Origin of the sequence: Phycicoccus sp., assembly GCF_035325325.1 — a bacterium.
Classification (GTDB): domain Bacteria; phylum Actinomycetota; class Actinomycetes; order Actinomycetales; family Dermatophilaceae; genus Phycicoccus.
The window spans coordinates 1-22,478 of record NZ_DAOLAC010000049.1 but is presented as its reverse complement, the minus strand read 5'-3'; the positions used below and the strand labels follow the sequence as shown (position 1 = coordinate 22,478).

Annotated in this window: 21 protein-coding genes, 1 pseudogene and 1 riboswitch; of the genes and pseudogenes, 7 read left to right on the top strand and 15 right to left on the bottom strand. The window is 75.4% G+C overall.

Annotated elements, in window-relative coordinates:
• The first annotated feature begins 112 nt into the window (after window positions 1-112).
• The gene (locus PKA89_RS18980; protein ID WP_324422190.1) at window positions 113-1,480 is read left to right on the top strand and encodes a cytochrome P450; all 1,368 of its coding nucleotides are present in this window, start codon (window positions 113-115) and stop codon (window positions 1,478-1,480) included.
• An 84-nt stretch (window positions 1,481-1,564) separates the two neighbouring features.
• A complete protein-coding gene (locus PKA89_RS18975) occupies window positions 1,565-2,209 on the top strand; it encodes a hypothetical protein (RefSeq protein ID WP_324422188.1) in 645 nt (214 codons plus the stop codon).
• A gap of 18 nt (window positions 2,210-2,227) precedes the next feature.
• Here the strand turns inward: PKA89_RS18975 and PKA89_RS18970 are convergent, their stop codons facing one another.
• Complete coding sequence (locus PKA89_RS18970) at window positions 2,228-3,256, bottom strand: GNAT family N-acetyltransferase (RefSeq protein WP_324422186.1); 1,029 nt, start codon at window positions 3,254-3,256, stop codon at window positions 2,228-2,230.
• A 42-nt stretch (window positions 3,257-3,298) separates the two neighbouring features.
• Window positions 3,299-4,567 carry an ArgE/DapE family deacylase gene (locus tag PKA89_RS18965; protein WP_324422184.1) on the bottom strand — a complete coding sequence of 423 codons (1,269 nt, stop codon included), beginning with the start codon at window positions 4,565-4,567 and terminating at the stop codon, window positions 3,299-3,301.
• 62 nt (window positions 4,568-4,629) lie between these two features.
• On the opposite strand from PKA89_RS18965, the gene PKA89_RS18960 reads away from it, so the two are divergent.
• Entirely contained in the window at window positions 4,630-5,544 is a 915-nt protein-coding gene (locus PKA89_RS18960; protein WP_324422182.1) for a cation diffusion facilitator family transporter, read from the top strand.
• 90 nt (window positions 5,545-5,634) lie between these two features.
• A complete protein-coding gene (locus tag PKA89_RS18955; RefSeq protein WP_324422180.1) occupies window positions 5,635-7,095 on the top strand; it encodes an MDR family MFS transporter in 1,461 nt (486 codons plus the stop codon).
• Between the two features lie 4 nt (window positions 7,096-7,099).
• Here PKA89_RS18955 and PKA89_RS18950 read toward each other — a convergent pair whose 3' ends face one another.
• The 5 genes from PKA89_RS18950 to PKA89_RS18930 form a co-directional block, all read right to left on the bottom strand.
• The gene (locus PKA89_RS18950; protein WP_324422192.1) at window positions 7,100-7,759 is read right to left on the bottom strand and encodes a DUF5701 family protein; all 660 of its coding nucleotides are present in this window, start codon (window positions 7,757-7,759) and stop codon (window positions 7,100-7,102) included.
• A gap of 74 nt (window positions 7,760-7,833) precedes the next feature.
• Window positions 7,834-9,006 carry an acyltransferase family protein gene (locus PKA89_RS18945; protein ID WP_324422178.1) on the bottom strand — a complete coding sequence of 391 codons (1,173 nt, stop codon included), beginning with the start codon at window positions 9,004-9,006 and terminating at the stop codon, window positions 7,834-7,836.
• Between the two features lie 8 nt (window positions 9,007-9,014).
• Complete coding sequence (locus PKA89_RS18940; protein ID WP_324422176.1) at window positions 9,015-10,316, bottom strand: MFS transporter; 1,302 nt, start codon at window positions 10,314-10,316, stop codon at window positions 9,015-9,017.
• Window positions 10,317-10,377: 61 nt separating this feature from the next.
• Window positions 10,378-12,624, bottom strand: coding sequence for an ATP-binding cassette domain-containing protein (locus PKA89_RS18935; RefSeq protein WP_324422174.1), 2,247 nt, complete (start codon window positions 12,622-12,624; stop codon window positions 10,378-10,380).
• A gap of 4 nt (window positions 12,625-12,628) precedes the next feature.
• Window positions 12,629-13,327 carry an ECF transporter S component gene (locus tag PKA89_RS18930; RefSeq protein WP_324422172.1) on the bottom strand — a complete coding sequence of 233 codons (699 nt, stop codon included), beginning with the start codon at window positions 13,325-13,327 and terminating at the stop codon, window positions 12,629-12,631.
• 90 nt (window positions 13,328-13,417) lie between these two features.
• A riboswitch (TPP riboswitch) is annotated at window positions 13,418-13,520 on the bottom strand.
• A 113-nt stretch (window positions 13,521-13,633) separates the two neighbouring features.
• Here PKA89_RS18930 and PKA89_RS18925 point away from each other — a divergent pair.
• A complete protein-coding gene (locus tag PKA89_RS18925) occupies window positions 13,634-13,909 on the top strand; it encodes a DUF4235 domain-containing protein (RefSeq protein WP_324422170.1) in 276 nt (91 codons plus the stop codon).
• Between the two features lie 7 nt (window positions 13,910-13,916).
• Here PKA89_RS18925 and hutI read toward each other — a convergent pair whose 3' ends face one another.
• The 3 genes from hutI to PKA89_RS18910 are packed head-to-tail and all read right to left on the bottom strand — an operon-like array spanning window position 13,917 to window position 17,703.
• The gene (gene hutI, locus PKA89_RS18920; RefSeq protein WP_324422168.1) at window positions 13,917-15,122 is read right to left on the bottom strand and encodes an imidazolonepropionase; all 1,206 of its coding nucleotides are present in this window, start codon (window positions 15,120-15,122) and stop codon (window positions 13,917-13,919) included.
• 14 nt (window positions 15,123-15,136) lie between these two features.
• Window positions 15,137-16,462 carry a formimidoylglutamate deiminase gene (locus tag PKA89_RS18915; protein WP_324422166.1) on the bottom strand — a complete coding sequence of 442 codons (1,326 nt, stop codon included), beginning with the start codon at window positions 16,460-16,462 and terminating at the stop codon, window positions 15,137-15,139.
• The gene (locus PKA89_RS18910; protein ID WP_324422164.1) at window positions 16,459-17,703 is read right to left on the bottom strand and encodes an allantoate amidohydrolase; all 1,245 of its coding nucleotides are present in this window, start codon (window positions 17,701-17,703) and stop codon (window positions 16,459-16,461) included. Before PKA89_RS18910 ends, PKA89_RS18915 begins: the two co-directional genes overlap by 4 nt.
• Before the next feature lie 105 nt (window positions 17,704-17,808).
• On the opposite strand from PKA89_RS18910, the gene PKA89_RS18905 reads away from it, so the two are divergent.
• Complete coding sequence (locus PKA89_RS18905; protein ID WP_324422162.1) at window positions 17,809-18,279, top strand: YbaK/EbsC family protein; 471 nt, start codon at window positions 17,809-17,811, stop codon at window positions 18,277-18,279.
• 29 nt (window positions 18,280-18,308) lie between these two features.
• Here the strand turns inward: PKA89_RS18905 and PKA89_RS18900 are convergent, their stop codons facing one another.
• From PKA89_RS18900 to PKA89_RS18885, 4 genes are all read right to left on the bottom strand, one after another.
• On the bottom strand, window positions 18,309-18,542 hold the full coding sequence (locus tag PKA89_RS18900; RefSeq protein WP_324422160.1) for a lipoyl domain-containing protein: 234 nt from the start codon (window positions 18,540-18,542) through the stop codon (window positions 18,309-18,311).
• Window positions 18,539-19,573: an alpha-ketoacid dehydrogenase subunit beta gene (locus PKA89_RS18895; RefSeq protein WP_324422158.1), complete on the bottom strand. Its 1,035-nt coding sequence runs from the start codon at window positions 19,571-19,573 to the stop codon at window positions 18,539-18,541. Before PKA89_RS18895 ends, PKA89_RS18900 begins: the two co-directional genes overlap by 4 nt.
• A 9-nt stretch (window positions 19,574-19,582) precedes the next feature.
• Window positions 19,583-20,578, bottom strand: a complete 996-nt coding sequence (locus PKA89_RS18890) for a thiamine pyrophosphate-dependent dehydrogenase E1 component subunit alpha (RefSeq protein WP_324422156.1) — start codon at window positions 20,576-20,578, stop codon at window positions 19,583-19,585.
• Window positions 20,579-20,648: 70 nt separating this feature from the next.
• Window positions 20,649-21,404, bottom strand: a complete 756-nt coding sequence (locus tag PKA89_RS18885) for an IclR family transcriptional regulator C-terminal domain-containing protein (protein WP_324422154.1) — start codon at window positions 21,402-21,404, stop codon at window positions 20,649-20,651.
• Between the two features lie 145 nt (window positions 21,405-21,549).
• Between PKA89_RS18885 and PKA89_RS18880 the strand changes: the two genes are divergently transcribed.
• A complete protein-coding gene (locus PKA89_RS18880) occupies window positions 21,550-22,221 on the top strand; it encodes an alpha/beta fold hydrolase (protein WP_324422152.1) in 672 nt (223 codons plus the stop codon).
• Window positions 22,222-22,236: 15 nt separating this feature from the next.
• Here the strand turns inward: PKA89_RS18880 and PKA89_RS18875 are convergent.
• Window positions 22,237-22,478, bottom strand: a pseudogene (locus tag PKA89_RS18875) (urocanate hydratase); the annotation flags it as partial.

Sequence of the window (22,478 nt, the reverse complement as noted above, 5' to 3'; positions counted from 1 at the left end):
CGCCGGCGCCGAGCGCCAGCGCGACCCGTCGTCCCATGCGGTCAGGGTACGTCCGGGATCGGGACCGTCACGGCACCCGGGGGCTACGCTCGGCGCACGAGGAGGCGCGGGCATGGACGAGACCGAGGTCGGGGCCGCCGCGCGACCGCGCCTCGAGCGCACCGGGCCGACGGCGCGGCGCCGCACCCCGCCGGCCGACCCGTCGCTGCTGCCCCCCGGTCCGCGGCTGCCGCGGATCGTCCAGAGCATCGGGATGATGCGCTTCCGCCACCGCTGGGTGCCGTGGCTGCACGCCCGCTACGGCGAGGGCTTCACGGTGCGGCTGTTCCCGAGCACCCGGAACATCGTCCTGTTCAGCGAGCCGGCCACCGTGCGCGAGATCTTCGCCGGCGACCCCGAGGTCTTCCACGCCGGCGAGGCGAACGCCATCCTCGGCCCGGTCATGGGCGAGCACTCCGTCCTCCTCGTCGACGGCGCCGAGCACCGCCGGGCCCGGGCCCTGCTCACGCCGGCGTTCTCGGGCCGGGCCCTGCGCGGCTACGCCGACCTCGTCACGGGGCTGGCCAGGACCGAGGTCGGGTCGTGGGTCCCCGGCGTCCCCTTCCGGATGCTCGACCGGATGAACGCGCTGACCCTCGAGGTGATCCTCCGGGTCGTCTTCGGGGTGACCGACGAGGCCCGGCTGGCTCGCCTGCGCCCGCTGGTCCGCGACCTCGTCGAGGTGAGCCCGCTCGTCCTCCTCGGCTGGGCGGTCCCCCGGCTGCGGCGAGTCGGGATGTGGCGCAGGGCGGTCGAGAACACCGCGGCCCTCGACGCCCTCCTCTACGCCGAGATCGCCGAACGCCGCCGCTCGCCGGACCTCGCGACGCGCTCCGACGTCCTCTCCACCCTGGTCCGGGTCGAGGACCACGGCGAGCGGCTCGACGACGCCGAGCTGCGCGACCAGCTCGTCACCCTCCTGCTCGCCGGCCACGAGACGACGGCGACGGCGCTGGCCTGGACCCTCCACGAGGTGGGCCTCGACCCGGCGCTGCGCGAGCGGGCCCGCGCGGCCGCGCGCTCGGGTGACGACGCGTACCTCGAGGTACTCGTCAAGGAGGCGATGCGCCTCCACCCGGTCATCCCGATGGTCGTGCGCGTCCTGCGCCGCCCGGCGACGCTCGGTGGGGTCGACCTGCCGGCGGGCACGACGGTCGCCGCGTCGATCATCCTCGCCCACCGCCGCCCCGCGAGCCATCCCCGGCCCGAGGCGTTCGACCCGGCCCGGTTCGTCGGCGGACAGCCGGCCCCGAACACCTGGATCCCCTTCGGGGGCGGGGTCCGGCGCTGCCTCGGCGCGAGCTTCTCGCTGATGGAGGCGGTCGCCGTGCTCCGCGAGGTGCTGACGGCCCACGAGGTCGAGGCCGTCGCGCCGGAGGGCCCGAGGGTCCGCAACATCACCAGCGTGCCGCGTGACGGAGCCCACAGCGTCGTGCGCTGAGCGCCCGGAACGCCACTCCGCCGCGCCACGTCCCACCGGTGGACCCTGTCGTCGTCGACGATGTGGTGCCTGAAGGGAGAGACCATGACAACGACCCCTCGGACCGTCCGGACCCTCCTCGCCCTGGTGGCGACGGCTGCTCTCGCCACGACGGCGGCGTGCAGCGGGAAGGAGTCGCCCGGGCCGGCACCCGACCCCTCGCCGTCCACGACGGCCGGCAGCGCCTCTCCCAGCCCGTCGCCCTCCACGACGTCCCCGACGTCCCCGTCCCCCACGGTCCCGGCCGGGTTCTCGATGGCGGAGCAGGCCAGCCCCGGCTGGCCGGCGCTCGGGCCGGACCTCGGTGTCGGCCGCGAGTCCCGCGTCGGCCGGCACGAGGGGTACGACCGGGTCGTCTACGAGTTCACCGGGCCCGACGCCCCGAACTACCGGGTGCACTACGTCGACCGCCCGATCGGTGACGGGTCCGGCGCGCCCGTCGCCGTCGCCGGGGACGTGTGGCTCGAGGTGCTCGTCACCTCCCTCGGCATCCCCGGCGAGTCCGCGCCCACCGCCGACGACCCGCTCCCCGAGACACTCCGCGGGACCGGCATCGCCGTGGCCGACGCCCTCTGGGGCGGTTTCGAGGGCGTCGGGCAGGCCTTCATCGGGCTCCACGGCGAGCAGCGGCCCTTCAAGGTGTCGACGGCGACGAACCCGAGTCGGCTCATCGTCGACATCGCGCGCTGACCTCGCGCGCCGCCGGCCTCAGAGGTCGAGGTCCTGGTGCCAGGACTGCGTGCGGTAGTCGGTGACCCAGCCCATCGACTCGTAGAGGCCGTCGGCGCCGGTCGGGCTGTCGGCGTCGACCTCGAGGCCGACCCGGTTGCGCCCCCGGCGCGCGGCATCGGCGATCACGGTGTGCAGCAGCGCCTTCGCGACCCCGCGGCCGCGCGCGCGGCGGTGCACCCCGATGTAGTCGACGTAGCTGCCGGGGATGCCGTCGGCGTCCGGACGCAGCACCGACGAGACGACCGCACCGGCCGGGACCGGGCCCTCGTCGGTCTCGACGGTCGCCAGCCACCAGTGGTCCCACCGGTGGCCCGGGTCCTCGCGCAGGCGCATGACGAACTCGGGGAAGCTCTCGCGGTAGGAGCTGAAGTGGTCCTGGAAGGACTCCTCGAGGACGCGGTGCACCGCCTGGAGGTCCTGCGCGACGGGGAGGCCGTCGTCGTGCCGGTCGACCGGCCGCACGACGACGCCCTCGCGCGGCGCCGGGAGGCCGGAGGCCTCGTCCGACGACACCGGGCGGGTCATCTGCAGCCAGGTACGGGTCTGTCGGTACCCCGCAGCCTCGAGCCAGGCCTGCTGGCGCCGGTCGTCGGCGTAGGCGCCGGAGTCGAGGAGGGAGGTGCGCAGGCCGCGCATCCGGCCGATGTCGCGGGCGTGGCGCTCGCCGGCCGCGAAGAGGTGGCCGGCGATCGTGGTGGACTCGTCGGCGTCCAGCGCCGGCGAGACGGTGACCTCGACGAGCGTGCGACCGGCGGCCCGGTCGTGGACGGAGAGCCACGCGAGCAGCCGGCCGTCCGGGTCGTGGACGAGCACCTGCCGCCGCGTCCAGGACCCGGTCCCGGCGAGCTGGACGAGCACCGCCTCCGGGTCGACGCCCGAGGTCCCCTTGGCCGCCGCCTGGTGCTCGGCGAGGAGCGCCGCCACGGCGGCCGCGTCGTCCACCTCCGGTCGGCGGGTGGCGTAGTGCTCGGGCAGTCCGTCGATCGTCACCTCGGCGTGGCTCATCCCCCCACTCTTCCATCCCCGCCGCGGGAGGCGCGGTGGCCGTCAGTGCGCGCCGAGGCGACGGGCGGCGAGCACGGCGAGCGCCCGGGCGACGGCGACGACCTCGGCGAGCTCGACGGACTCCTGCGCGGAGTGCGCGAGCCGCACGTCACCGGGCCCGTACTGCAGCGTGGGGACGCCGGCGTCGGCGTAGAGCCTCAGGTCGGACCCGTACGGCGCACCCGCCACCGCCGGACGCACGCCGCCGACCGCCTCGACGGCGTCGGCGACCTCGGCGGCCAGGGGGTGCCCCGCGGGCAGCCGCCCCGACGCGAACCGACCGCCCGGCCAGGAGACCCGCGGCGGATGGTCGGCGAGCCAGGGGTCGGCCTGGGCGGCCGCGGCGACGGCCTCCTCGAGCGCTGCCCGGCAGGCGGCTGGGTCCTCACCGAGCACGACACCCATCCGGCCCTCGGCGACGAGGAGGTCGGGCACCGAGCTGGCCCAGTCCCCCGCGACAAGCGTGCCGACCGAGATGCCGTAGGGCAGCGGGGTGCCGTCGAAGAGCGGGTCGGGCGCGGCGTTGCGGGCGGCCTCGAGGTCACGCAGCGCGGCCTGCACGACGGCGAACGCGTCGATCGCGGAGACCCCGTCGAGCCGGGTGCTGCCGTGGGTGGCCCGCCCGGGCACCTCGATCCGGAAGGTCAGGGCGCCGGCGTTGGCGGTGAGCAGCCGGCCGCCGGTCGGTTCGGTGACGACCGCGACGTCGCCGGTGTGCCCGCGCCGGAGGGTCGCGAAGGCTCCGAGGCCCCCGTCCTCCTCACCGACGACCGAGTGCAGCGCGAGCCTGCGCTCTAGCCGGACCCCGGACCGGTGCAGCGCGCGGGCGACGGCGAGGTTGACCGCGACGCCGGCCTTCATGTCGCAGGCGCCCCGCCCGTGCAGCCGCCCACCCTCGAGGACCGCCCCGAACGGGTCGTGCCGCCAGGCGGAGCGGTCGCCGACCGGCACGACGTCGACGTGCCCGTTGAGGACGAGGCCGGGGGCGCCCTCGCCCGGCGAGGTACCGACGAGCCCCCACGCCTCGGTGCGCGGCGCCTCGGTCCCGGGGAAGCCCGGGACGGCAGCGAGCGCGTCGAGGTCCTCGCTCCACAGGTCCACCTCGAGGCCGGCCCGCGCGAACCATCCGGCGAGGAGGTGCTGCACCTCGCCCTCGGCGGGCGAGCCGGTGACGCTCGGCACCCGGACGAGCGTGACGAGGCCGGAGACGAGCTCGTCCTCGTCGAGAGCGGCCAGCACGCGGTGCTCGACATCGGTCAGCGGGGCGCTCACGGCGGCACGGTAGCGCGAGGTAGCGTCGTCGACGAGGACGACGACCCGGGAGGAGAGCGCGGATGGGAGCCGGGCACGGCCACGCGCACGGCCCGTCGAGGCACGCCGGCGGAGCCCACCGCTGGCGACTGCGGGTGGCCTTCGGGCTCATCGCGGCCTTCTTCGTCGTCGAGCTCGTCGCCGGCCTCGTCGCCGGGTCGCTCGCGCTGCTCAGCGACGCGGGGCACATGGCCGCCGACGTCGTGGCGCTCGGGGCCGCCCTCGTCGCCACCCGCATCGCGACCCGCCCGGACGCCACCGGCCGGCGCACCTTCGGGTCCTACCGCGCGGAGGTGTTCGCGTCGGGCCTCGCGGTGCTCCTCATGCTCGGCGTCTCGGTGTACATCGTCGTCGAGGCGCTCGGCCGGCTCGGTGCCGAGCCAGAGGTCGCCACCGGCGCGATGGTCGTCGTCGGCGGCCTCGGTCTGGTCGTCAACGTCGCGGCCCTCCTCCTGCTGCGCGGCGGGGCCTCGGAGAGCCTCAACGTCAAGGGGGCCTACCTGGAGGTCGTCGCCGACACCGTCGGGTCCGTCGGCGTCGTCGTCGCCGGCATCCTCGTCGGCGCCACCGGGAACCCGTTCTGGGACACCGCCGTCGCCCTGGCCATCGCCCTCTTCGTCGCCGTCCGCGCGGTGCTGCTGGGCCGCGAGGTCGTCGCCGTGCTGGGCCAGCACGCCCCCGCGGGCATCCACCCCGACGAGGCGGAGGCGGCCCTGCGCGCGGTCACCGACGTCGTCGACGTGCACGACCTCCACCTGTGGACCCTCACCTCGGGGATGCACGTCGCGACCGCGCACGTCGTCTGCGCCGACGGCGCCGACCCCGGCGCCGTCCTCGAGGAGGCCGGCGCCCGCCTGCGCGACGGCTTCGGCATCGACCACGCGACCCTCCAGGTCGAGCCGCGCGGCACCCGCTCCTGCGTCGAGACGAGCTGGTAGCCGGCTCACCCGGCGGTGCCCGGACCGCCCGGCCGTCCCGCGGTCCGGACGCCGCGGAATCAGGACGCCGCCGCCGGAGTTGGCCCTGCGGTGACGTCCCCCACCACCGCCCGGGTCCCGCGGGCCGCCGTCGGCCTGCGCTCCGAGCGCGGCCCCGTCCTGCTCTCGGTGATGCTCGCGACCGGCCTCGTCGCCATCGACGCCACCATCCTCGCCACCGCCGTCCCCGCGGTCGTCCGCGACCTCGGCGGCCTCTCCCAGTTCCCGTGGCTCTTCTCCGTGTACGTGCTGGCCCAGGCGGTGTCGGTCCCGTTGTACGGCAAGGTCGCCGACCTCCTGGGCCGCAAGAACGTCATGCTCGTCGGCGTCGCGCTCTTCGTGCTCGGGTCGCTGCTCTGCGGCCTGGCCTGGTCCATGGGGGCGCTCATCGCCTTCCGGGCGGTCCAGGGCCTGGGCGCCGGGGCCATCCAGCCGATCGGGATGACCATCGTCGGCGACATCTACACGGTCGCGGAGCGGGCCACCGTCCAGGGCTACATCGCCTCGGTGTGGGCGATCTCCTCGCTCGTCGGACCGACGCTCGGCGGCTTCTTCTCCGAGGCGCTGTCCTGGCGCTGGATCTTCTTCGTCAACCTGCCGCTCGGCGCGGTCGCCGGCTGGATGCTGTGGCGCCGCTTCACCGAGCGTCCGCGGCCCGCCGCGGCCCGGCCCCGCATCGACTACGCGGGAACGGTGCTCCTGCTCCTCGGCACGGTCGCCCTGCTCGTCGGGCTCCTCGAGGGGGGCGTCCTCTGGTCGTGGGGCTCGCCGGTGAGCGTCGCGCTCTTCGTCACGGCCGCGGTGCTGCTCGCCGGGTTCGTCGCCGTCGAGCGGCGCGCGCCCGAGCCGGTCCTCCCGCTCTGGGTCTTCGGCCACCGCGTCGTTGGCGGGGCCATGCTCGTCTCGCTCGTCGTCGGCGTCATGCTCCTCGGGCTCACCTCGTACGTGCCCCTCTACGCGCAGGGGGTCCTCGGCACCGGGGCCATCGTCGCCGGGTTCGCCCTCGCCGCGATGACCATCGGCTGGCCGGTCGCCGCCTCGACCGCGGGCCGGCTCTACCTGCGGCTCGGCTTCCGGACGACGATGCTCATCGGCTCGCTGTTCGCCGTCGTCGGCTCGGGGCTGCTGCTGACCGTCGGTCCGCACAGCTCGGTGTGGCTGCTCGCCGGCGCCTGCCTCGTCCTCGGCCTCGGCTTCGGGTACGTCGCCAGCCCCTCCCTCGTCGCGGCGCAGTCGGCGGTCCCGTGGCACCGGCGCGGCGTGGCGACGAGCGCGTCGATCTTCGCGCGGTCGGTCGGCAGCGCGGTCGGTGTCGCCGCCTTCGGCGCGGTCGCGAACACCGTCGTCCGGGACCGGCTCGGGGGCACGCCCACCGACCTCGAGTCGCTCCCGGCCGGCGTGCTCGGCCCCGCCCTCGGCGCGGTGTTCGTCGCGGCGGCCGCGGTGTCGGTGACGATGCTGCTCGCCTCGTGGGTGATGCCTCGCGTCGTCGAGGAGGCCCCGGTCGACTAGCCGGTCAGCCGATCCGCGCGCCGACCGACGCCACCCCGAGCCAGGTGTGCGGGTTGCCGTCCCAGCACCAGCCGAGCTTCGGCGCCCGCTCGCTGATCCACATCGCCGGGACCCGCCGGTCCCCGCGACGCGAGCCGGAGAGATGAAGCAGCGGTTCTTCTCGAGCAGCCTCGGCGCGTGGGTGACGACGGCGACCCCCTCCTCGACGGTCAGGGGCGTGCGCCCCCCGGCCGAGGACCACCGGCAGGGCCTCCTCCGGGCGCACGCCGCGGAACTCCTGGCCGCGGTCGACGTCGAGGAGGAGGTAGGCGTCGGGTCGTGGGAGCGTGACCTCGGCGATCGGCCGGTAGGGCGCGAGGCCCTCCTCCCCGTGGTTGCGGTCGACGACTCCGGGCCGGGAGCCGCGCGGCGCGAGCCGCAGGAGGGGCACGGTGTCGTGCGGGTCGACCAGCTCACGGGTGACGACGAGGACGAGCGGCGCGCGACCGGCGGCGACCGGGGCGAGCTCCCCGAGGCCGGCCGCGAGCTCGCGCAGCGGGGCGAGCGCGGCGGTGAAGGCCTCCGCGGACCGGCCCGCGAGGGCGGGGTAGCCGAGGTCGAGGAGGGTCTCGACCTGGCGGTCGAGCTCGTCGAGGGCGGACGTCGTGACGGGCTGGGTGCTGATGACGGACCTCCGGTCGCGGGACGGGTGCCCGTGGTCAACGCGGTTCCCGACGACGCGGTTCCCGCCGAGACGCCTCAGACGATGCGACGCAGAACGGGGACGCGGACCAGCATCGCGGTGAGGAGGAACGAGCCGACGATGACGAGCAGGTTCTGGACGACGATGCCGGGGATCGTCGGCTCGCCGTAGAACGTGCGGTGCCCGGTGAGACGGGAGTACGCGAACGACAGGACCTGGTGGACGCAGAACACCCCGAAGGTCAGGTCGCCGAGTGTCCGGGCGCGTCCGGCCCACGGCTCCGTGGCCCACCGCGATCCCGGGGCGACGACCGCGTGGGCGGACAGGAACACCCCGACCGCGCACAGGCCGAGAAGGGGCCCTTGGTAGCTGACGGGCGACAACGCCTGGAGGTACCCGTTGAGGTGACCGCCGACCGCCGGGAGGAACGCAGCCTGCACGACCAGCTCGAGGCACAGCAGTGCCGTCCCGACCATCACGAGGACCTTGGCGGCCCCGCGCAGGACGAGGTCGCGCAGCGCGTACCCGAGCACGTAGAAGCCGACGTACGGCAGGAACTGGGTGACGAGCGTGAGATCCGAACCGGAGACCCGGATGCCGAGCTCGACGATGACCCGCCGGGAGACCAGGTCGACCGGCGGCAGGGCGGTCAGGGCGACGGCCACGACGAGGAGCACGCGCCGGGAGAGCGACTGCACCACGGGCCAGAGCAGCGGGGTGATGAGGTAGAGACCGAGGATGAGCCAGAAGAAGTACAGCGCCGTGAACGACTGGCCCTTGAGGAAGCGCCCCACGGTCGGTCGCCAGGCGAGCTCGGTGAGGATGACGGCGAAGATCGCGATGTAGACGACGTGCCAGACGACGAGCGGAACACCGATCTTGGCGAGGCGACGACGGTAGAACGTGCTGGGGCGGGGGTCGCGAGGTGGGCGCAGGAGGAGCGCCCCGCTGACCATGACGAAGACCGGCACCGCCCACTTCGTGCCGTAGGTGAAGATCGACGCGAAAGCCCTGGGGACCGAGGTGACGTCCTTGTCCGCGACGTAGCTCAGGCCGGCGACGTGGATGAGCACCACCGACACGATGGCCCCGATGCGCAGGTAGCTGGTGAAGGCGAGATCAGGACGCCCGCTCGTGGGCGGAACGGCGAGCTCGGCCGCCTGCTCGGCCAGCGCGTGAGGGTGCTCGGTGGTCGTCGTGGCGCGCGGGTCGCCGGGCTGCGTGCTCATCCGGTCCATCATCCACCACGCTCCAGGTCGTGCCCACCTCGCGACGCGCCGTCCGCGGCGACGTCGTGGCGGTGCCGCACGGGGTGGGTCTCGCGCGCCCTCGCCCACGGCAGCGCCGCCGCCAGGGTGATCGCCCCGGTGACCGCGAAGGCCAGCCCGAAGCTGCCGTGGTCGACCATCGTCCCCGCGACGACCGGGCCGATGATGGCCCCGGTGTCCTGGGCCATCTGGAAGGCCGCGAGGGCCGGGCCGCCGTTGCGCTCGCGGCCGACGACGTCGGCGAGGGATGCCTGCTGGGCCGGGTTGAGCGCCCCCGCGCCCAGCCCGGCGACCACGGAGAAGGCGACGAGCAGCGGCAGGTTGGTCGCCAGGCCGGTGCCGAGCGTGGCGACGCCGGAGACGAGCAGCCCACCGACGATGAACGGCTTGCGGCCCATCCGGTCGGAGGTGCGCCCGGCGATCGTCAGGCCGACGGCGTTGCCCGCGGCGAACACGGCCAGGGCCGTCCCGGCGACGAGCGACTGGTGGGTCTCACGCGTGGCGGGGTCGAGGCTCTGGTCGACGATGACGACCGCCGCGAAGAGCGGCAGGATCGCGTTGCGCACCCCGAAGTTGCCCCACCCGTTGGCGAACGCGGAGGCCACGGCGGCCCGGTAGGCGCTGTCGCGCCAGCCGTCGCGCACGGTCATCATCGGCAGCACCGGGGTGCCCTCGGCGGGGCGCAGCGAGGCGTCCTTGAGGAAGACGAAGACGATGGCGGCGGCGACGAGGAGGGCGCCGGCGTAGACGAGGAAGGGGACCCGCAGCCCGAGCCCCCCGAGCAGGCCGCCGACGACGGGCCCGCCGACGCCGCCGATGAGGAAAGCCGAGGCGTAGGCGGAGGACACCCGGGCCCGGATCGACGGTGGCGCGAGCCGGACGATGAGCGCGACGGCGGAGACGGTGAACATCACCGAGCCGATGCCCCCGAGCCCGCGGAACACCAGCAGCTGCCAGTACGAGCCGGCGAAGGCGGTGGCCCCGGTGGAGATCGCGACGATGACGAGGCCGGTGAGGTAGACCGGCCGCTCGCCGAGCCGACCGATGAGCCGCCCGCCGGCCGGCGCGAAGACGAGCCGGAAGAAGGCGAAGGCGCTGACGACCACGCTGCTCGCGGTCGCCCCGACGCCGAAGCTCTGCGCGAACGTCGGCAGGACCGGGGTGATGAGGCCGAAGCCGAGGGCGATGACGAAGCCGGCGGCGACGAGGACCCAGATCTCACGGGGGATGCGGACCCGCGCGTCGGGGGTCGTCACGGGGTCGGCGGACACGATCCACCAGTATGCCCGCGACCACCGACGTCCCGGCCCGGGAGCCCGTCGGGGACCACCGTCAGCGGGCGAGCAGGGCGGTGGCGAGCGGCGCGACGGAGAGCACGACGAGCACCGTGTCGCGCAGCCGCCACGGGGCCGGCGACCACCACGAGCGGCGCTGGGCGGTGGCGAAGCCGCGCGCGTCCATCGCGACGGCGAGCTCGGCCGCCGCGCGCAGGGTGCGGACGAGCAGCCCGAGGGTCAGCGACCCGAGGTGGCGGACGACCCCGACCGGATGCCGCCACGAGACCCCGAGGCCGCGCACCCGCCGGGCCCGGCCGATCTCGGTCCACACCTCGCCGAAGGTGTGCACCCGCTGGATCGCGGCGGCGGTCGCCACGACGGGGCGGTCGGGCAGGCCGAGCCGCTGCGCGAGGTGGTCGCCGAGCCGGTCGGGGTCGAGCCACGGCAGGAGCACGGCGGAGGGCAGGACGATGACGAGCACCCGGAGCGCGACCGTGAGCGCGGTGTCGACGTCGTGCCCGGCGAGCCACCACGTCGACCAGCCGACGCTCAGGGCGGCGAGCGTTCCCGGGACGAGGCGCAGCAGCACGCCGCGGAGACGGTGCTGCGGTGCGGCCCCCTGGCCCGGTGCCGAGAGCCCGACCACCGCGAGGACGACCTCGACCGCGAGGACGGCGAGCGAGGTGCTCCAGTGCGGGGACACGACGCCGGCCGGCACGGCGAGGGCCGCGCCCGCGAGAAGGGCGAGGGGTCCGCACCGGGCGACGAGCGGGGTTCGCGAGGGCTGGGGGATCTGCATGTTCCGCAACGGTTCTCGCACCTCGTGCACGGCGTCGGCGCGCGCGACGACCGCCGCGTCGTGGGTCGCCGCGACCACCGCCCCGCCCGACGCGCGGTAGGCCGCGACGAGCCCGACGACGGCGGCCCACGTGTGCCGGTCCTGCCCGATCGTCGGCTCGTCGGCGAGGACCAGCGGTGGGCCGTGGTGCAGGGCGGCCAGGACCGCGAGCCGCCGCTGCTCGCCGCCGGAGAGTTCCCGGGGGTCGGCGCCCTCGAGGTGGCCGAGGCCGAGCGCGTCGAGCATCCGTCGGGCGCGGTCCACGTCGTCGGGTCCGGCCGCGCCGGTCGCCCGGGTGGTCGCGAGGACCTCGTCGAGGACGGTGCCCGCGACGATGGTCGAGCTCGCCCACTGCGGCACCCACGCGAGCGCCCGGGCGAGAGCGGCGGGCTCGAGGTCGTGCGGGTCGTCGGCGCCGGGGCCGGTCCCGAGCCGGACGGCGTCCGCGGGCTCGGGGTCGAGGAAGCCGGCTAGCGCGTGGAGGAGGGTCGACTTGCCCGAGCCGCTCGGGCCGACGAGGACCGAGAGCGACCCGGGCTCCGCGACGAGGACCCGGTCGAGCTCCGCGGCGACCGCGGTGCGGCGGCTCCCGTCGAGGAGCCGGGTGGTCCGGGTGACACCCATCGGCGACGCCGTCAGGGCGGGGCCCGTGTCCCGCTCCGGCCGCGGAGCGACGAGGAGGGGGTCGAGCGTCACCGCGACGGGGTCCGGGGCACCGGGCACCCAGATCCCCATCCGCAGCAGCCGGTCGTGCTCGCGGTCGAGCACCTCGCCGACCGCGCCGTCGGCGACGACCCGGCCGTCGGCGGACAGCACGACGAGGCGGTCGACGAGCTCGACCCACGGGCCGAGGACGTGCTCGACGACGACGAGCGTGCGCGGCTCGCGGTCGAGCATCCCGGCGACCGCGGCGCGCACCTCGCCTGCCGAGGCCGGGTCGAGCATCGCGGTCGGCTCGTCGAGGAGCACGAGCGAGGGGTCGAGGGCCAGCGTCCCGGCGAGCGCGAGCCGCTGGGTCTGCCCGCCGGACAGGGCCGAGGTCGGGGTGTCGAGCGGGAGGTCGCCGAGGCCGGCCGCGGCGAGGGCGGCGGTGACGCGGTCGGGCATCAGCTCCCGGGGGGCGCCCACGTTCTCCAGCCCGAACGCGACGTCGCGGCCGACGGTCGCCGCGACGACCCCACTGCCCGGTTCCTGGAGGACGAGCCCGGTCGCCCCGGGACGTGAGCCGGGCGGGGCCCCGTCGAGGGTCACGCTTCCGGTCAGCTCGCCCGCCTCGGCGCTGCCGAGCAGCCCGGTGAGCGCCCGCAGGAGGGTCGACTTGCCCGCCCCCGACGGCCCGGCGAGCAGGACGCGCTCGCCGGGCCGGAGGGTGAGGCGCACCTCGCGCAGCACCGGCTCGCGGCGCCCGTAGGGACGCCACGTGAGGTCCTCGACCTCGACGAGGCCGAGCCGCGCGGTGGCCATCCGCTCAGACAGCGCCGGCCTCCCGGACCTCCTGGCCCGCGGGGAACGCCGAGAGCGCGCCGGCCCGGGCGAGGGCACGGGTCAGCAGCCAGCCGACGACGCCGGCGAGCAGGGCCCCGGAGACGACGAGCGCCCCGAGGTAGGCGACCTTGTCGCGCGGCAGGAGCTCGGCGTACCAGGCGCCGCCGCCCGTGAGGTCACCGAGCAGCGGCACGTCGGTCCACGACGCCGGGACGCTGAAGGTCTCGAAGAGCCACTCGAGCGGCACGGCGAGGACGCCGGCGAGGACCGCCGCGAGCGGGCGGTAGTACCGGTAGCCGAGCAGGGCGAAGGCGAGCTCGGCGCCGAGGCCCTGGAGGATGCCGCTCATGAGCGTCGTCGCGCCCCACTGCGTGCCGGGCAGCATCGAGACGAGCGCCGCGACGACCTCGCAGAGGAACGCCGCGCCGGGCCGGCGCACGACGAGCCCGCCGACGACCCCCGCGAGGAACCAGGTCCCCGCGAAGAGGCCGCTCAGCGGGACGTAGGCGACGGAGACGGCCTTGCTCAGGGGGTCGTAGGCGAAGGCCCAGCCCCAGAAGACGATGCCGAAGGCGGCGCCGAGGAAGGTGATCGTGAGGATGTCGACGGTCCGCCAGCCCAGCAGCGGGCGGGTCGCGGTGATCGAGCGCCGGGTCGGCGCCTCGGTGGTGGTGGTGGCCATGTGCGGTGCTTCTTCCCGTGGTCGGTGTCGACCTCGGGGATGCGTGACCCGCCGGCACGCGACCCGGGTGGGCCGAGCGACGACGGAGCACGCCTGAGATTCCCGACTCCCTTCGCCGGTGCTAACCGGATCAGGTTCGAGGGTCTGCGGCGAACCGCACTCTCAGCGCCTGGGCGCTCCCCTGTCGTTGGACGTGCCGAGCATACCGCCGCCCGCGTTAGTGTGGCGAGACGCCATCGGGGGTAGGCCCGGACCATCCCCACCCGCCCGTTCCGTTCCGTTCCGACCCGACCCGGAGGAGACATCGTGGGAAAGCTCGCCTGGAAGATCCTCGGCACCGGCGGCCCGATCGTCGCCGGCATCGTCGCCACCAAGCTCGTCGACGCCGTGTGGGCCAAGGCCGGCCAGGACGAGGTGAACCCGAAGAACCCGGACGCGCCGATCGTCAAGGCCATCGCCTATGCCGCGATCCTCGGCATCGCCGTCGGCGCCGCCCGCACCGTGGCCGAGCGCCAGGCGGCGGCCTACTACCGCCGGTCGGCCGGGCACCTGCCGCAGGAGATCCGCACCGAGCCGGTCTGAGCCCGGCTCAGCCGAGGTCGAGCGCACGGGCGATCGGCATGCCCGGCCGGTAGGCGAGGTGCTCGTGGCCGGGCGCCTCGAGGACGACGAGGTCGGCCCGCGCGCCGACGGCCACCCGGCCGACGTCGTCGCGGCGCAGGGCGCGGGCCCCGCCGACGGTCGCCGCGACGAGCGCCTCGGCGGCGGTCATCCGCAGCTCGCGGACGGCCAACGCGACGACGAACGGCATCGATGCGGTGTTGCAGGTGCCCGGGTTGCAGTCGGAGGCCAGGGCGACGGACACTCCGGCGTCGAGCAGCCGGCGGGCGTCGGGGTACGGCATGCGGGTGGAGAACTCGACCCCCGGCAGGAGGGTCGCGACGGTGACGTCTGCGGCGTCCGCGAGCGCGGCGACGTCGGCGTCGTCGAGGAAGGTGCAGTGGTCGACGCTCGCCGCCCCGAGCTCGACGGCGAGCCGCGCGCCCGGCCCCGGACCCAGCTGGTTGCCGTGCACCCGGAGCCCGAGTCCGGCGTCCCGGCCGGCCTCGAGCACGACCCGCGCCTCCTCGCCGGTGAACGCGTGCGGGCTGTTCGGCTCGCAGAAGACGTCGACCCACCGGGCGTGCGGCGCGCAGGCCGCGAGCATCGGACCGGTGACGAGACGGAGGTAGCCGGCCCGGTCCTCGCGCGCCTCGGGCGGGACGACGTGCGCGCCGAGGAAGGTGGTCTCGGGCGTCACCTCGCGGGCGAGGCGCAGGGCCCGGGCCTCGTCCTCGACGGTCAGCCCGTAGCCGCCCTTGACCTCGAGCGTCGTCGTCCCGAGCGCGCGGGCCTCGGCCACCCGAGCGGCCAGGAGACGGCGCAGCTCGTCGTCGGAGGCGGCCCGGGTCGCGGCGACGGACACCCCGATGCCGCCGCCGTCGTACGGCTCGCCGGCCATCCGGGCGGTGAACTCGGCCGAGCGGTCCCCGGCGTACACGAGGTGGCTGTGGCTGTCGACGAAGCCCGGGACGACGGCCCGGCCGCCGACGTCGGTCACCTCGTCCGTGGCGGGCGCGGCGGAGGCCGGACCGACCCAGGCCACGAGGCCGTCCTCGACGACGACCGCCGCCCGCTCGCGCACCCCCAGCCGCTGCTCGGCCGGCACCGCGCGCTCCGACACCGGCAGGTCGCCGTCCGGCCCGGCGCACGTGACGAGCTGCCCGATGCCGGTGACGAGGTGCGAACCACCCACGGCGGCAACGGTGGTCATCGCCGGGCCACCGCGATCGACTCGGCGAGCATCCGTCCCACGTCGCCGAGGCGGTGCCGGCCGTCCTCGACGACGTGCTCACCCCCGACGACGACGTCGGTGACGTCGGCGGAGGTGGCGGCGTAGAGGAGCTGGTCGGTGGCGCAGCCGGCGGTGCGCGGGCTGTCGGTGCGGATCGCGACGAGGTCGGCGAGCCAACCGCCGGCGAGGAGGCCGCCGTCACTCCAGCCGAGCGAGCGGTAGCCGTCGAGGGTGCCCATCGCGAGCAGGTCGGCCGGGGCGAAGCGGCCCCGTTCGAGGGTCGTGAGCCGCTCGTGCATCTCGACGCCGCGGACCTCCTCGAACGGGTCGACGACGGCGTGCTGGTCCGAGCCGACGGCGAGGTGCGCGCCGGCGTCGGCCAGCGCGCGGGCCGGGCCGATCCCGTCGGCGAGGTCGCGCTCGGTCGTCGGGCAGAAGACGGCCGAAGCCTGGGCGCCGCCGACGAGGGCGATGTCGTCGTCGGTGAGGTGCGTCGCGTGGACGAGCGACGCCGAGGCCGTGAGCAGCCCCTCGTCGGCGAGCAGCCGGGTCGGGGTGCGGCCGTAGAACGACTCGCAGGCGAGGTTCTCCCCCGGCTGCTCGGACACGTGCGCGTGGAGCGGCCACTGGGCGCGCTCCGCGGCGTCGCCGACGAGCGCGAGGTTGTCGCAGGGCACGGCCCGGACCGAGTGCACCGCCGCACCGACCCGCCAGTGCTCGTCCGGCCGCAGGGCGGCGACCCGCGCCTGCCACGCCTCCGCCGACCCGTCGGAGAACCGTTGCTGGACCGTGTCGAGCGGCAGGTGGCCGGAGCCGGTCAGCCCGCCCGCGAGGTAGACGGTGTCGAGGAGGGTGAGCCGGATGCCCGCGGCCCGGGCCGCGTCGACGAGCGCGGTGCCCATCGCGTTGGGGTCGTCGTACGGCACGCCGCCCGCTCCGTGGTGGAGGTAGTGGAACTCACCGACGACCGTGTACCCGGCGAGGACCATCTCGGCGAACACCGCCGTCGCGAGGGCGCGGTAGCCGTCCGGGTCGAGGCGGCCCGCGAGGGCGTACATCCCCTCGCGCCAGGTCCAGAAGTTGCCGCCCTCGCCGTGCGTGCGCCCGCGCAGGGCGCGGTGGAAGACGTGGCTGTGCGCGTTCGCGAACCCCGGCACGACGAGCCCGCGCAGCAGGGTGTCGCCCGGCTCGATCGGCACCTCGGCGAGGACCTCGACGACGCGGCCGCGCTCCGTGACGACCCGGACGTGGCGCCGCGCGCCCCCGGGGAGCACCGCGTGCTCGCACCAGTACGTGGTCATCCAGCGTGCGGCCCGGTGAGGTCGATGACGACGTCGGCGAGCGCGGCCACCCCGGCGAGGCAGTCGTCGGCCGAGGCCCACTCGTCGGGGCTGTGGCTGACCCCGGTCGGGTTGCGCACGAACAGCATCGAGGTGCTGATGCCGGCGTTGGCGAGGATGCCGGCGTCGTGACCGGCGCCCGTGGCGATGACCGGCGCTCCCCCGAGGAGGGTCGCGAGCCGCCGGGTGAGGTCGGCGTCGAAGGCGGTGGTGGGGGTCCAGGACTCCTCGGTGACGAGGGCGTCGAAGTCGGCGACGACGTCACGCACGTCGGAGACGACCCGCCGGACGGCCTCGGGGTCCGGTCCCCGGGCGTCGAGCCACGCCGTGGCGCAGCTGGGGATGGCGTTGACGGCGCCCGGGGTGATCTCGACCTTGCCGACCGTGGCGAGGCACGCGTGCTCCTCGGCCGAGCGGCGGGCGGCGATGACGGCGGCGGCCAGCCCGAGCATCGCGTCCTCGCGCTGGTCGAGGGCGGTGGTGCCGGCGTGGTTGGCCTGGCCGGGGACGTCGATCCGCCAGCGGCCGTGCGGCCAGATGTCGCTGCCGACCCCGACGGCGTGCCCGAGGTGGTCGAGGGCCCGGCCCTGCTCGACGTGCAGCTCGACGTAGGTGCCGATCCGCGCGAGGGTCTCGTCGTCGCGCCCGAGGTGCCCCGGGTCGCGCCCGGCCCGGTGGATGGCCTCGGCCATCGTCACGCCGTCGACGTCCTTGAGGCCACGGGCGCGGTCGGCCGTCATGGCGCCGGTGATGACCCGGGAGCCCGCGCACGCGACGCCGAACCTCGAGCCCTCCTCGTCGGCGAAGTTGACCACACCGACCGGGCGGGAGGGCTGGAACCCCCTCTCGCGCAGGGAGTCCACTGCGGCGAGGGCACTGACCACCCCGAGCGGGCCGTCGAAGGCGCCGCCGTCGGGCACCGAGTCGAGGTGCGAGCCGATGACGAGTCCGGGGTCGCCGGCCCGGGCAGCGGCGTCGGCGTCGCCCCACCAGGCCCACTGGTTGCCCATCCGGTCGGTCGTGACGTCGAGTCCGCGGGCCGTCGCCTCCCCGGTGAACCACTCGCGCAGGTCGTGGTCGGTGCGGGTCCAGGCGTACCGGCGGTAGCCGCCGCTACTGCCGTCGAGGCCGACCTCCTCGAGATCGGCCCACATCCGTCGGAAGGCGAGCGTCGCCCCCGGAGATGCCGACCTGTTGGACATGGCACCCATCGAACCAAGTCGCGGGGCGTGACGGGGCGGGGCGAACAGGGTGATTGTCCCGTGGGCGAGACGAGCCCCCGGCGGCACCCGCCCTACGCTGGGCGGATGGATGACGGAGCCGAGCGCGCGAGACGGGCCCTGGCGGCCTCCGGGATCGCCTACGAGGTGACGAGCCACGGCCGGGTCGGGTCGCTCGAGGAGGCCGCGCGGCTGCGCGGCGTCGAACCGGGCGGCATCGTCAAGACGCTCGTCGTCCGGCGCGGCGAGGACGACCACCTCTTCGTCCTCGTGCCCGGGGACCGCGAGATCTCGTGGCCGAAGCTGCGCGCCCACCTCGGCGTCAACCGCCTCTCGATGCCGGACGCCACCGTGGCGCGCGAGGTCACCGGCTACGAGCGGGGCACGATCACGCCATTCGGGTCGCTGCGCCGGCTCCCGGTCGTCGCCGACGCGACGCTCACCGGCCGGACCGTCTCGATCGGGGCCGGCGCGCACGGCGTCGCGGCGACCGTCGGGGCCGACGCGCTCGTCGCCGTGCTCGACGCGGACGTCGCCGACGTCACCGACCCCCGCTGACGGTCCCCGCCGCCCCGCACCGGTGGCGCTCAGCCGATGACGGCGATCGGCGCGCCCTGGGTCACCTCCTCGCCCTCGGCGACCGCGAGGCGGATGGTCCCGGCCGCCGGTGCCGTGACCTCGAGGTCGACCTTGTCCATCTGGACCTCGGCGACGAGCTGGTCCGCGGTCACCACCTCGCCGTCCGCGACGAACCACGTCGAGAGGACGCCGACGGCGGCCGGGTCGGACCGGCTCATCACCGGGAAGAGGACGTCGGTCACCGCAGCACCGCGCGGATGCCGGCCTCGATCCTGTCGTGCCGCGGCAGCACCGCGTACTCGAGGCTGTGGGCGTACGGGATCGGCACGTCGGGCAGCGTGACCCGCTCCGGTGCGACCCGGAACAGCCCCGGGTCGTGCTCGGCGACGGTCGCGACGACCTCGCCGGACATCCCGAACGAGTGGTAGTCCTCGTCGACGACGACGAGCCGCCCGGTCTTCGCGACGGAGGCGAGGATCGCCTCACGGTCGAGCGGGACGAGCGAGCGCAGGTCGAGCACCTCGACCGAGACGCCCTCCCCGGCCAGCTTCTCCGCGACGTCGAGCGCGTGGTGCACCGACAGCGAGATCGTGACGACCGAGACGTCGGTGCCCTCGCGCACGACGTTGGCCCGGCCGATCGGCACGACGTACTCGCCCTCCGGCACGACGTCGACCGACCGCGGGTTCTTCGCCATCCACGGCAGGCCCATGACGCCCTTGTGGAACATGTAGACGACGGGCGAGTCGTCCCGGATGGCCGCGGCCATGAGGCCCTTGGCGTCCGCCGGGAGCGCGGGCACGACGACCTTCATGCCGGGCAGGTGGGCGAAGAGGCCCCAGAGCGTCTGCGAGTGCTGGGCGCCGTCGGAGTAGCCGCCGCCCACCGCGGTCGTGAGGACCATCGGGACGCGGACGTGGCCGCCGGACTCGAAGTGGATCTTCGCCATGTGGTTGTAGACCTGGTCGAGGCACACACCCACGAAGTCGGCGAACATCAGCTCGGCGATGGGGCGCATCCCCTCGGTCGCGGCACCGACCGCGAGGCCGAGGAACGCGGTCTCGGAGATGGGGGTGTCGATGACGCGGGTCGGTCCGAACTCGTCGAGCAGGCCGGTCGTCGACGAGAAGATCCCGCCGTAGCGCCCGACGTCCTCGCCGAGGTAGAAGACCTCGGGGTTCGCGCGCATCTCCTGGGCGATGGCCTCGACCATCGCCTTCGAGGTGTTGAGCCGCCGCGTGGCCTGCGGGGCGGTGGTGTCGGTGATCGTCATGTCAGCTCCTCACGCGAAGACGAAGTCGAGGGCGTCGGACGGGTCGGGCAGCGCGCTGGCCTTGGCGAACGCGACCGCCGCCTCGACCCGCTCGCTCGCGGCGGCCTTCATCCGGTCGATGGCGGCGGCGTCGAGGATCCCGGCGTCGGTGAGCCGGGCGGCGTACCGCGGGATGGGGTCGCGCCCGGGCAGCTCGGCCAGCTCGGGCCGGTAGCCCTGGGCGTCGCCCTCGAAGTGGCCCCAGAGGCGCACGGTGTGCACCTCGAGGAGGCTCGGCCCGTCACCGGCCCGGGCCCGGGCGACGGCACGGCCGGCGGCGGCCCACACGGCGTCGACGTCGTTGTCCTCCACCCGTTCTCCCGGGATGCCGTACGCGGCCGCGCGGGTGGCGTTCGACGGCACCGCGGTCGAGGCCGAACGTGGCACCGAGATGCCCCAGTCGTTGTCCTCGACGACGAAGACGACCGGCAGCCGCCACAGGGCCGCGAGGTTGAGCGACTCGTGGAAGGCACCCTGGTTGGCCGCGCCCTCACCCGTGACGGCGACGGCGACACGGTCGGTCCCCCGCCGCTGGAAGGCGAAGGCCATGCCGAGGGCCGGGGGGTAGCCCTCGGCGATGATCCCGGAGCACGAGAAGTGCGTCGCCGGGTCGAAGAGGTGCATGTGCCCGCCACGACCGCGGCCCAGGCCGTCGACGCGGCCGAAGATCTCCGCCGTCATCGCCTCGAGGTCCATCCCGTGGGCGATGGCGAGGTGGTGCGGGCGGTGGGTGGCCGTCACGGCGTCGTCGCGGGTCAGGTGCGCGCAGACGCCCGCGGCCACCGGCTCCTGGCCGGCCGAGAGGTGCATCTCGCCCGGGACCAGGCCCTTGCCGATGTCGAAGCCGGGTCCCTTGTCGGCGTGGTACTCCCGGAGGATCGCCTCCTCGTAGGTCCGGCACAGGACCATGGTCTCGTACAGGCCGCGGCGCACCTCGGCGCCGGGCCCGGAGTCGGTGCTCGACATCGGGGCTCCTCTCGACGGGCTGGTCCCTCCACTGTCGAGCCGCCCCGGACACCCCCTCCACGCCGGGTTTTCAGATGGTGACAGCGCGCCCGGAGTCGGCCGCGAGGGCGACGAGGAACGCCGCCCGGCGCAGCGCCCGCTCACCGTCGACGATCCGGCCGGCCCGGCCGACCGGGACGGATACGGCGACCGCGCCGGTGACCGTCCGCGACGGCAGCGGCACGGCGAGGCAGGTCGTGCCCACGGCGTACTCCTCCAGGTCGCGCGTGAGCATCGGACTGTGCCGGAGCTCCTCGAGGAGGCGGCGGCCGTTGGTCTGCGTGCGCGCGGTGAGGTCGACGAGCGGGTGGCTCGCGAGGTAGTCGCGACGCGAGTCGTCGGGGAGGGCCGCGAGCACGGCCTTCCCGAGGGCCGTCGCGTGCGCGGCGTCCTCGAAGCCGACCCACATGTCGGTGCGCGGGTTCTCCACGCTGTCCGCGACGTCGACGAGCCGGACGCGCCCGTCCTCGAGCACCGAGAGGTACGCGGCAGCGCCGAGCTCGTCGTGGAGTGCACGAAGGACCCGGTGGCCACGGCCCCCGGGCCCCGGGAGGGTGCGGCGCCCGGCGAGCGCAGAGACGCGGTCGCCGAGGACGTAGCCGCCCTCGACCCGGTCGAGGTAGCCCTCGTGGACGAGGGTGCGCAGCAGGTGGTAGGTCGTCGGCAGCGGCAGGTCGGCGAGGCGGGCCAGGCGCTTCGCGGTGACCGGCCCGGGCGCGGCTCCGACGAGGTCGAGCAGGCCGAGGGCGCGGACGACCGAGTGGATGAGCGTCGGCTGCGTCGCCACGGCCACCTCCTGCACGAGCGGCCCCCCTCCACGGTAGGGCTGCCCGGTGGGGCGGGGGAAGGGCCGGTGACCGACGCCATCGTCGGGCGCTGCGCCGAGCGCGAACGGGGTTGCCCTCGGCGCGAGGGGGCCGCAGGCTCGTCCCGTGGCGGAGGTGCGGCGGGTCCCGGTCGGTGACGTGGAGCTCGCCGTCGTCGTCCGGGAGCGCACCGGCGCGGCCGCGACGCCGTGCGTCCTGCTGCCCGGGACCGGCCTGACCGCGGCCTCGTGGGACGGCGTCGCCGACCGGCTCGCGCACACCCGGTCGGTGTACGCCGTCGACCTGCGCGGGCACGGGGTCAGTGCGTGGCCGGGGCGCTACTCCGTCGCGGCGATGGCGGAGGACGTCGTGGGGCTGCTCGACCGGCTGGCCGGGCTCGCCGGGCCCGTCGACCTCGTCGGGCACTCGCTCGGTGGCCTCGTCGCGCTGCGGGTGTGCGCGGCGGCGCCCGGCCGGGTCCGCCGGCTGGTCCTCGAGGACGTCGGGATGCCCCACCCGCGCACGCCGGCTCCGCCCACCCGGCCCCCTGGCGACCTGCCGTTCGACTGGCGGGACGCGCCCGCCGCGGACTGGCCGGCCGTGCTCGCGGCCCTGCCCGTCCCGGTCCTCGTCGTCGCCGGCGGTCCGACCAGCTTCGTGCGCGCCGAGCACGTCGCCGAGCTCGTCGCGGCGGTCACCGACGGCCGGGCGGTGACGCTCGACACCGGCCACGAGGTGCACGAGAACGACCCGGAGGGGTTCACCGCCGCAGCGCTCGCGTTCCTCGACGCGCCCTGAGCGGTCGGGCCGGGATCAGCCCTCGCGCATCGGCACGCGGACGCCACGCTCGGCCGCGACCTGCTCGGCCCGCTCGTACCCGGCGTCGACGTGGCGGATGACGCCCATCCCCGGGTCGTTGGTCAGCACCCGGGCCAGCTTCTCCGCGGCGAGCGGCGTGCCGTCGGCGAGGCAGACCTGGCCGGCGTGGATCGAGCGACCGATGCCGACGCCGCCGCCGTGGTGGATCGAGACCCAGCTCGCGCCGGACGCGGTGT

Coding starts and splice junctions, on each gene's coding strand:
- PKA89_RS18980 (WP_324422190.1), top strand. CDS start 113: ATGGACGAGACCGAGGTCGGGGCCGCCGCGCGACCGCGCCTCGAGCGC.
- PKA89_RS18975 (WP_324422188.1), top strand. CDS start 1,565: ATGACAACGACCCCTCGGACCGTCCGGACCCTCCTCGCCCTGGTGGCG.
- PKA89_RS18970 (WP_324422186.1), bottom strand. CDS start 3,256: ATGAGCCACGCCGAGGTGACGATCGACGGACTGCCCGAGCACTACGCC.
- PKA89_RS18960 (WP_324422182.1), top strand. CDS start 4,630: ATGGGAGCCGGGCACGGCCACGCGCACGGCCCGTCGAGGCACGCCGGC.
- PKA89_RS18945 (WP_324422178.1), bottom strand. CDS start 9,006: ATGAGCACGCAGCCCGGCGACCCGCGCGCCACGACGACCACCGAGCAC.
- PKA89_RS18935 (WP_324422174.1), bottom strand. CDS start 12,624: ATGGCCACCGCGCGGCTCGGCCTCGTCGAGGTCGAGGACCTCACGTGG.
- PKA89_RS18930 (WP_324422172.1), bottom strand. CDS start 13,327: ATGGCCACCACCACCACCGAGGCGCCGACCCGGCGCTCGATCACCGCG.
- PKA89_RS18915 (WP_324422166.1), bottom strand. CDS start 16,462: ATGACCACGTACTGGTGCGAGCACGCGGTGCTCCCCGGGGGCGCGCGG.
- PKA89_RS18910 (WP_324422164.1), bottom strand. CDS start 17,703: ATGTCCAACAGGTCGGCATCTCCGGGGGCGACGCTCGCCTTCCGACGG.
- PKA89_RS18905 (WP_324422162.1), top strand. CDS start 17,809: ATGGATGACGGAGCCGAGCGCGCGAGACGGGCCCTGGCGGCCTCCGGG.
- PKA89_RS18895 (WP_324422158.1), bottom strand. CDS start 19,573: ATGACGATCACCGACACCACCGCCCCGCAGGCCACGCGGCGGCTCAAC.
- PKA89_RS18890 (WP_324422156.1), bottom strand. CDS start 20,578: ATGTCGAGCACCGACTCCGGGCCCGGCGCCGAGGTGCGCCGCGGCCTG.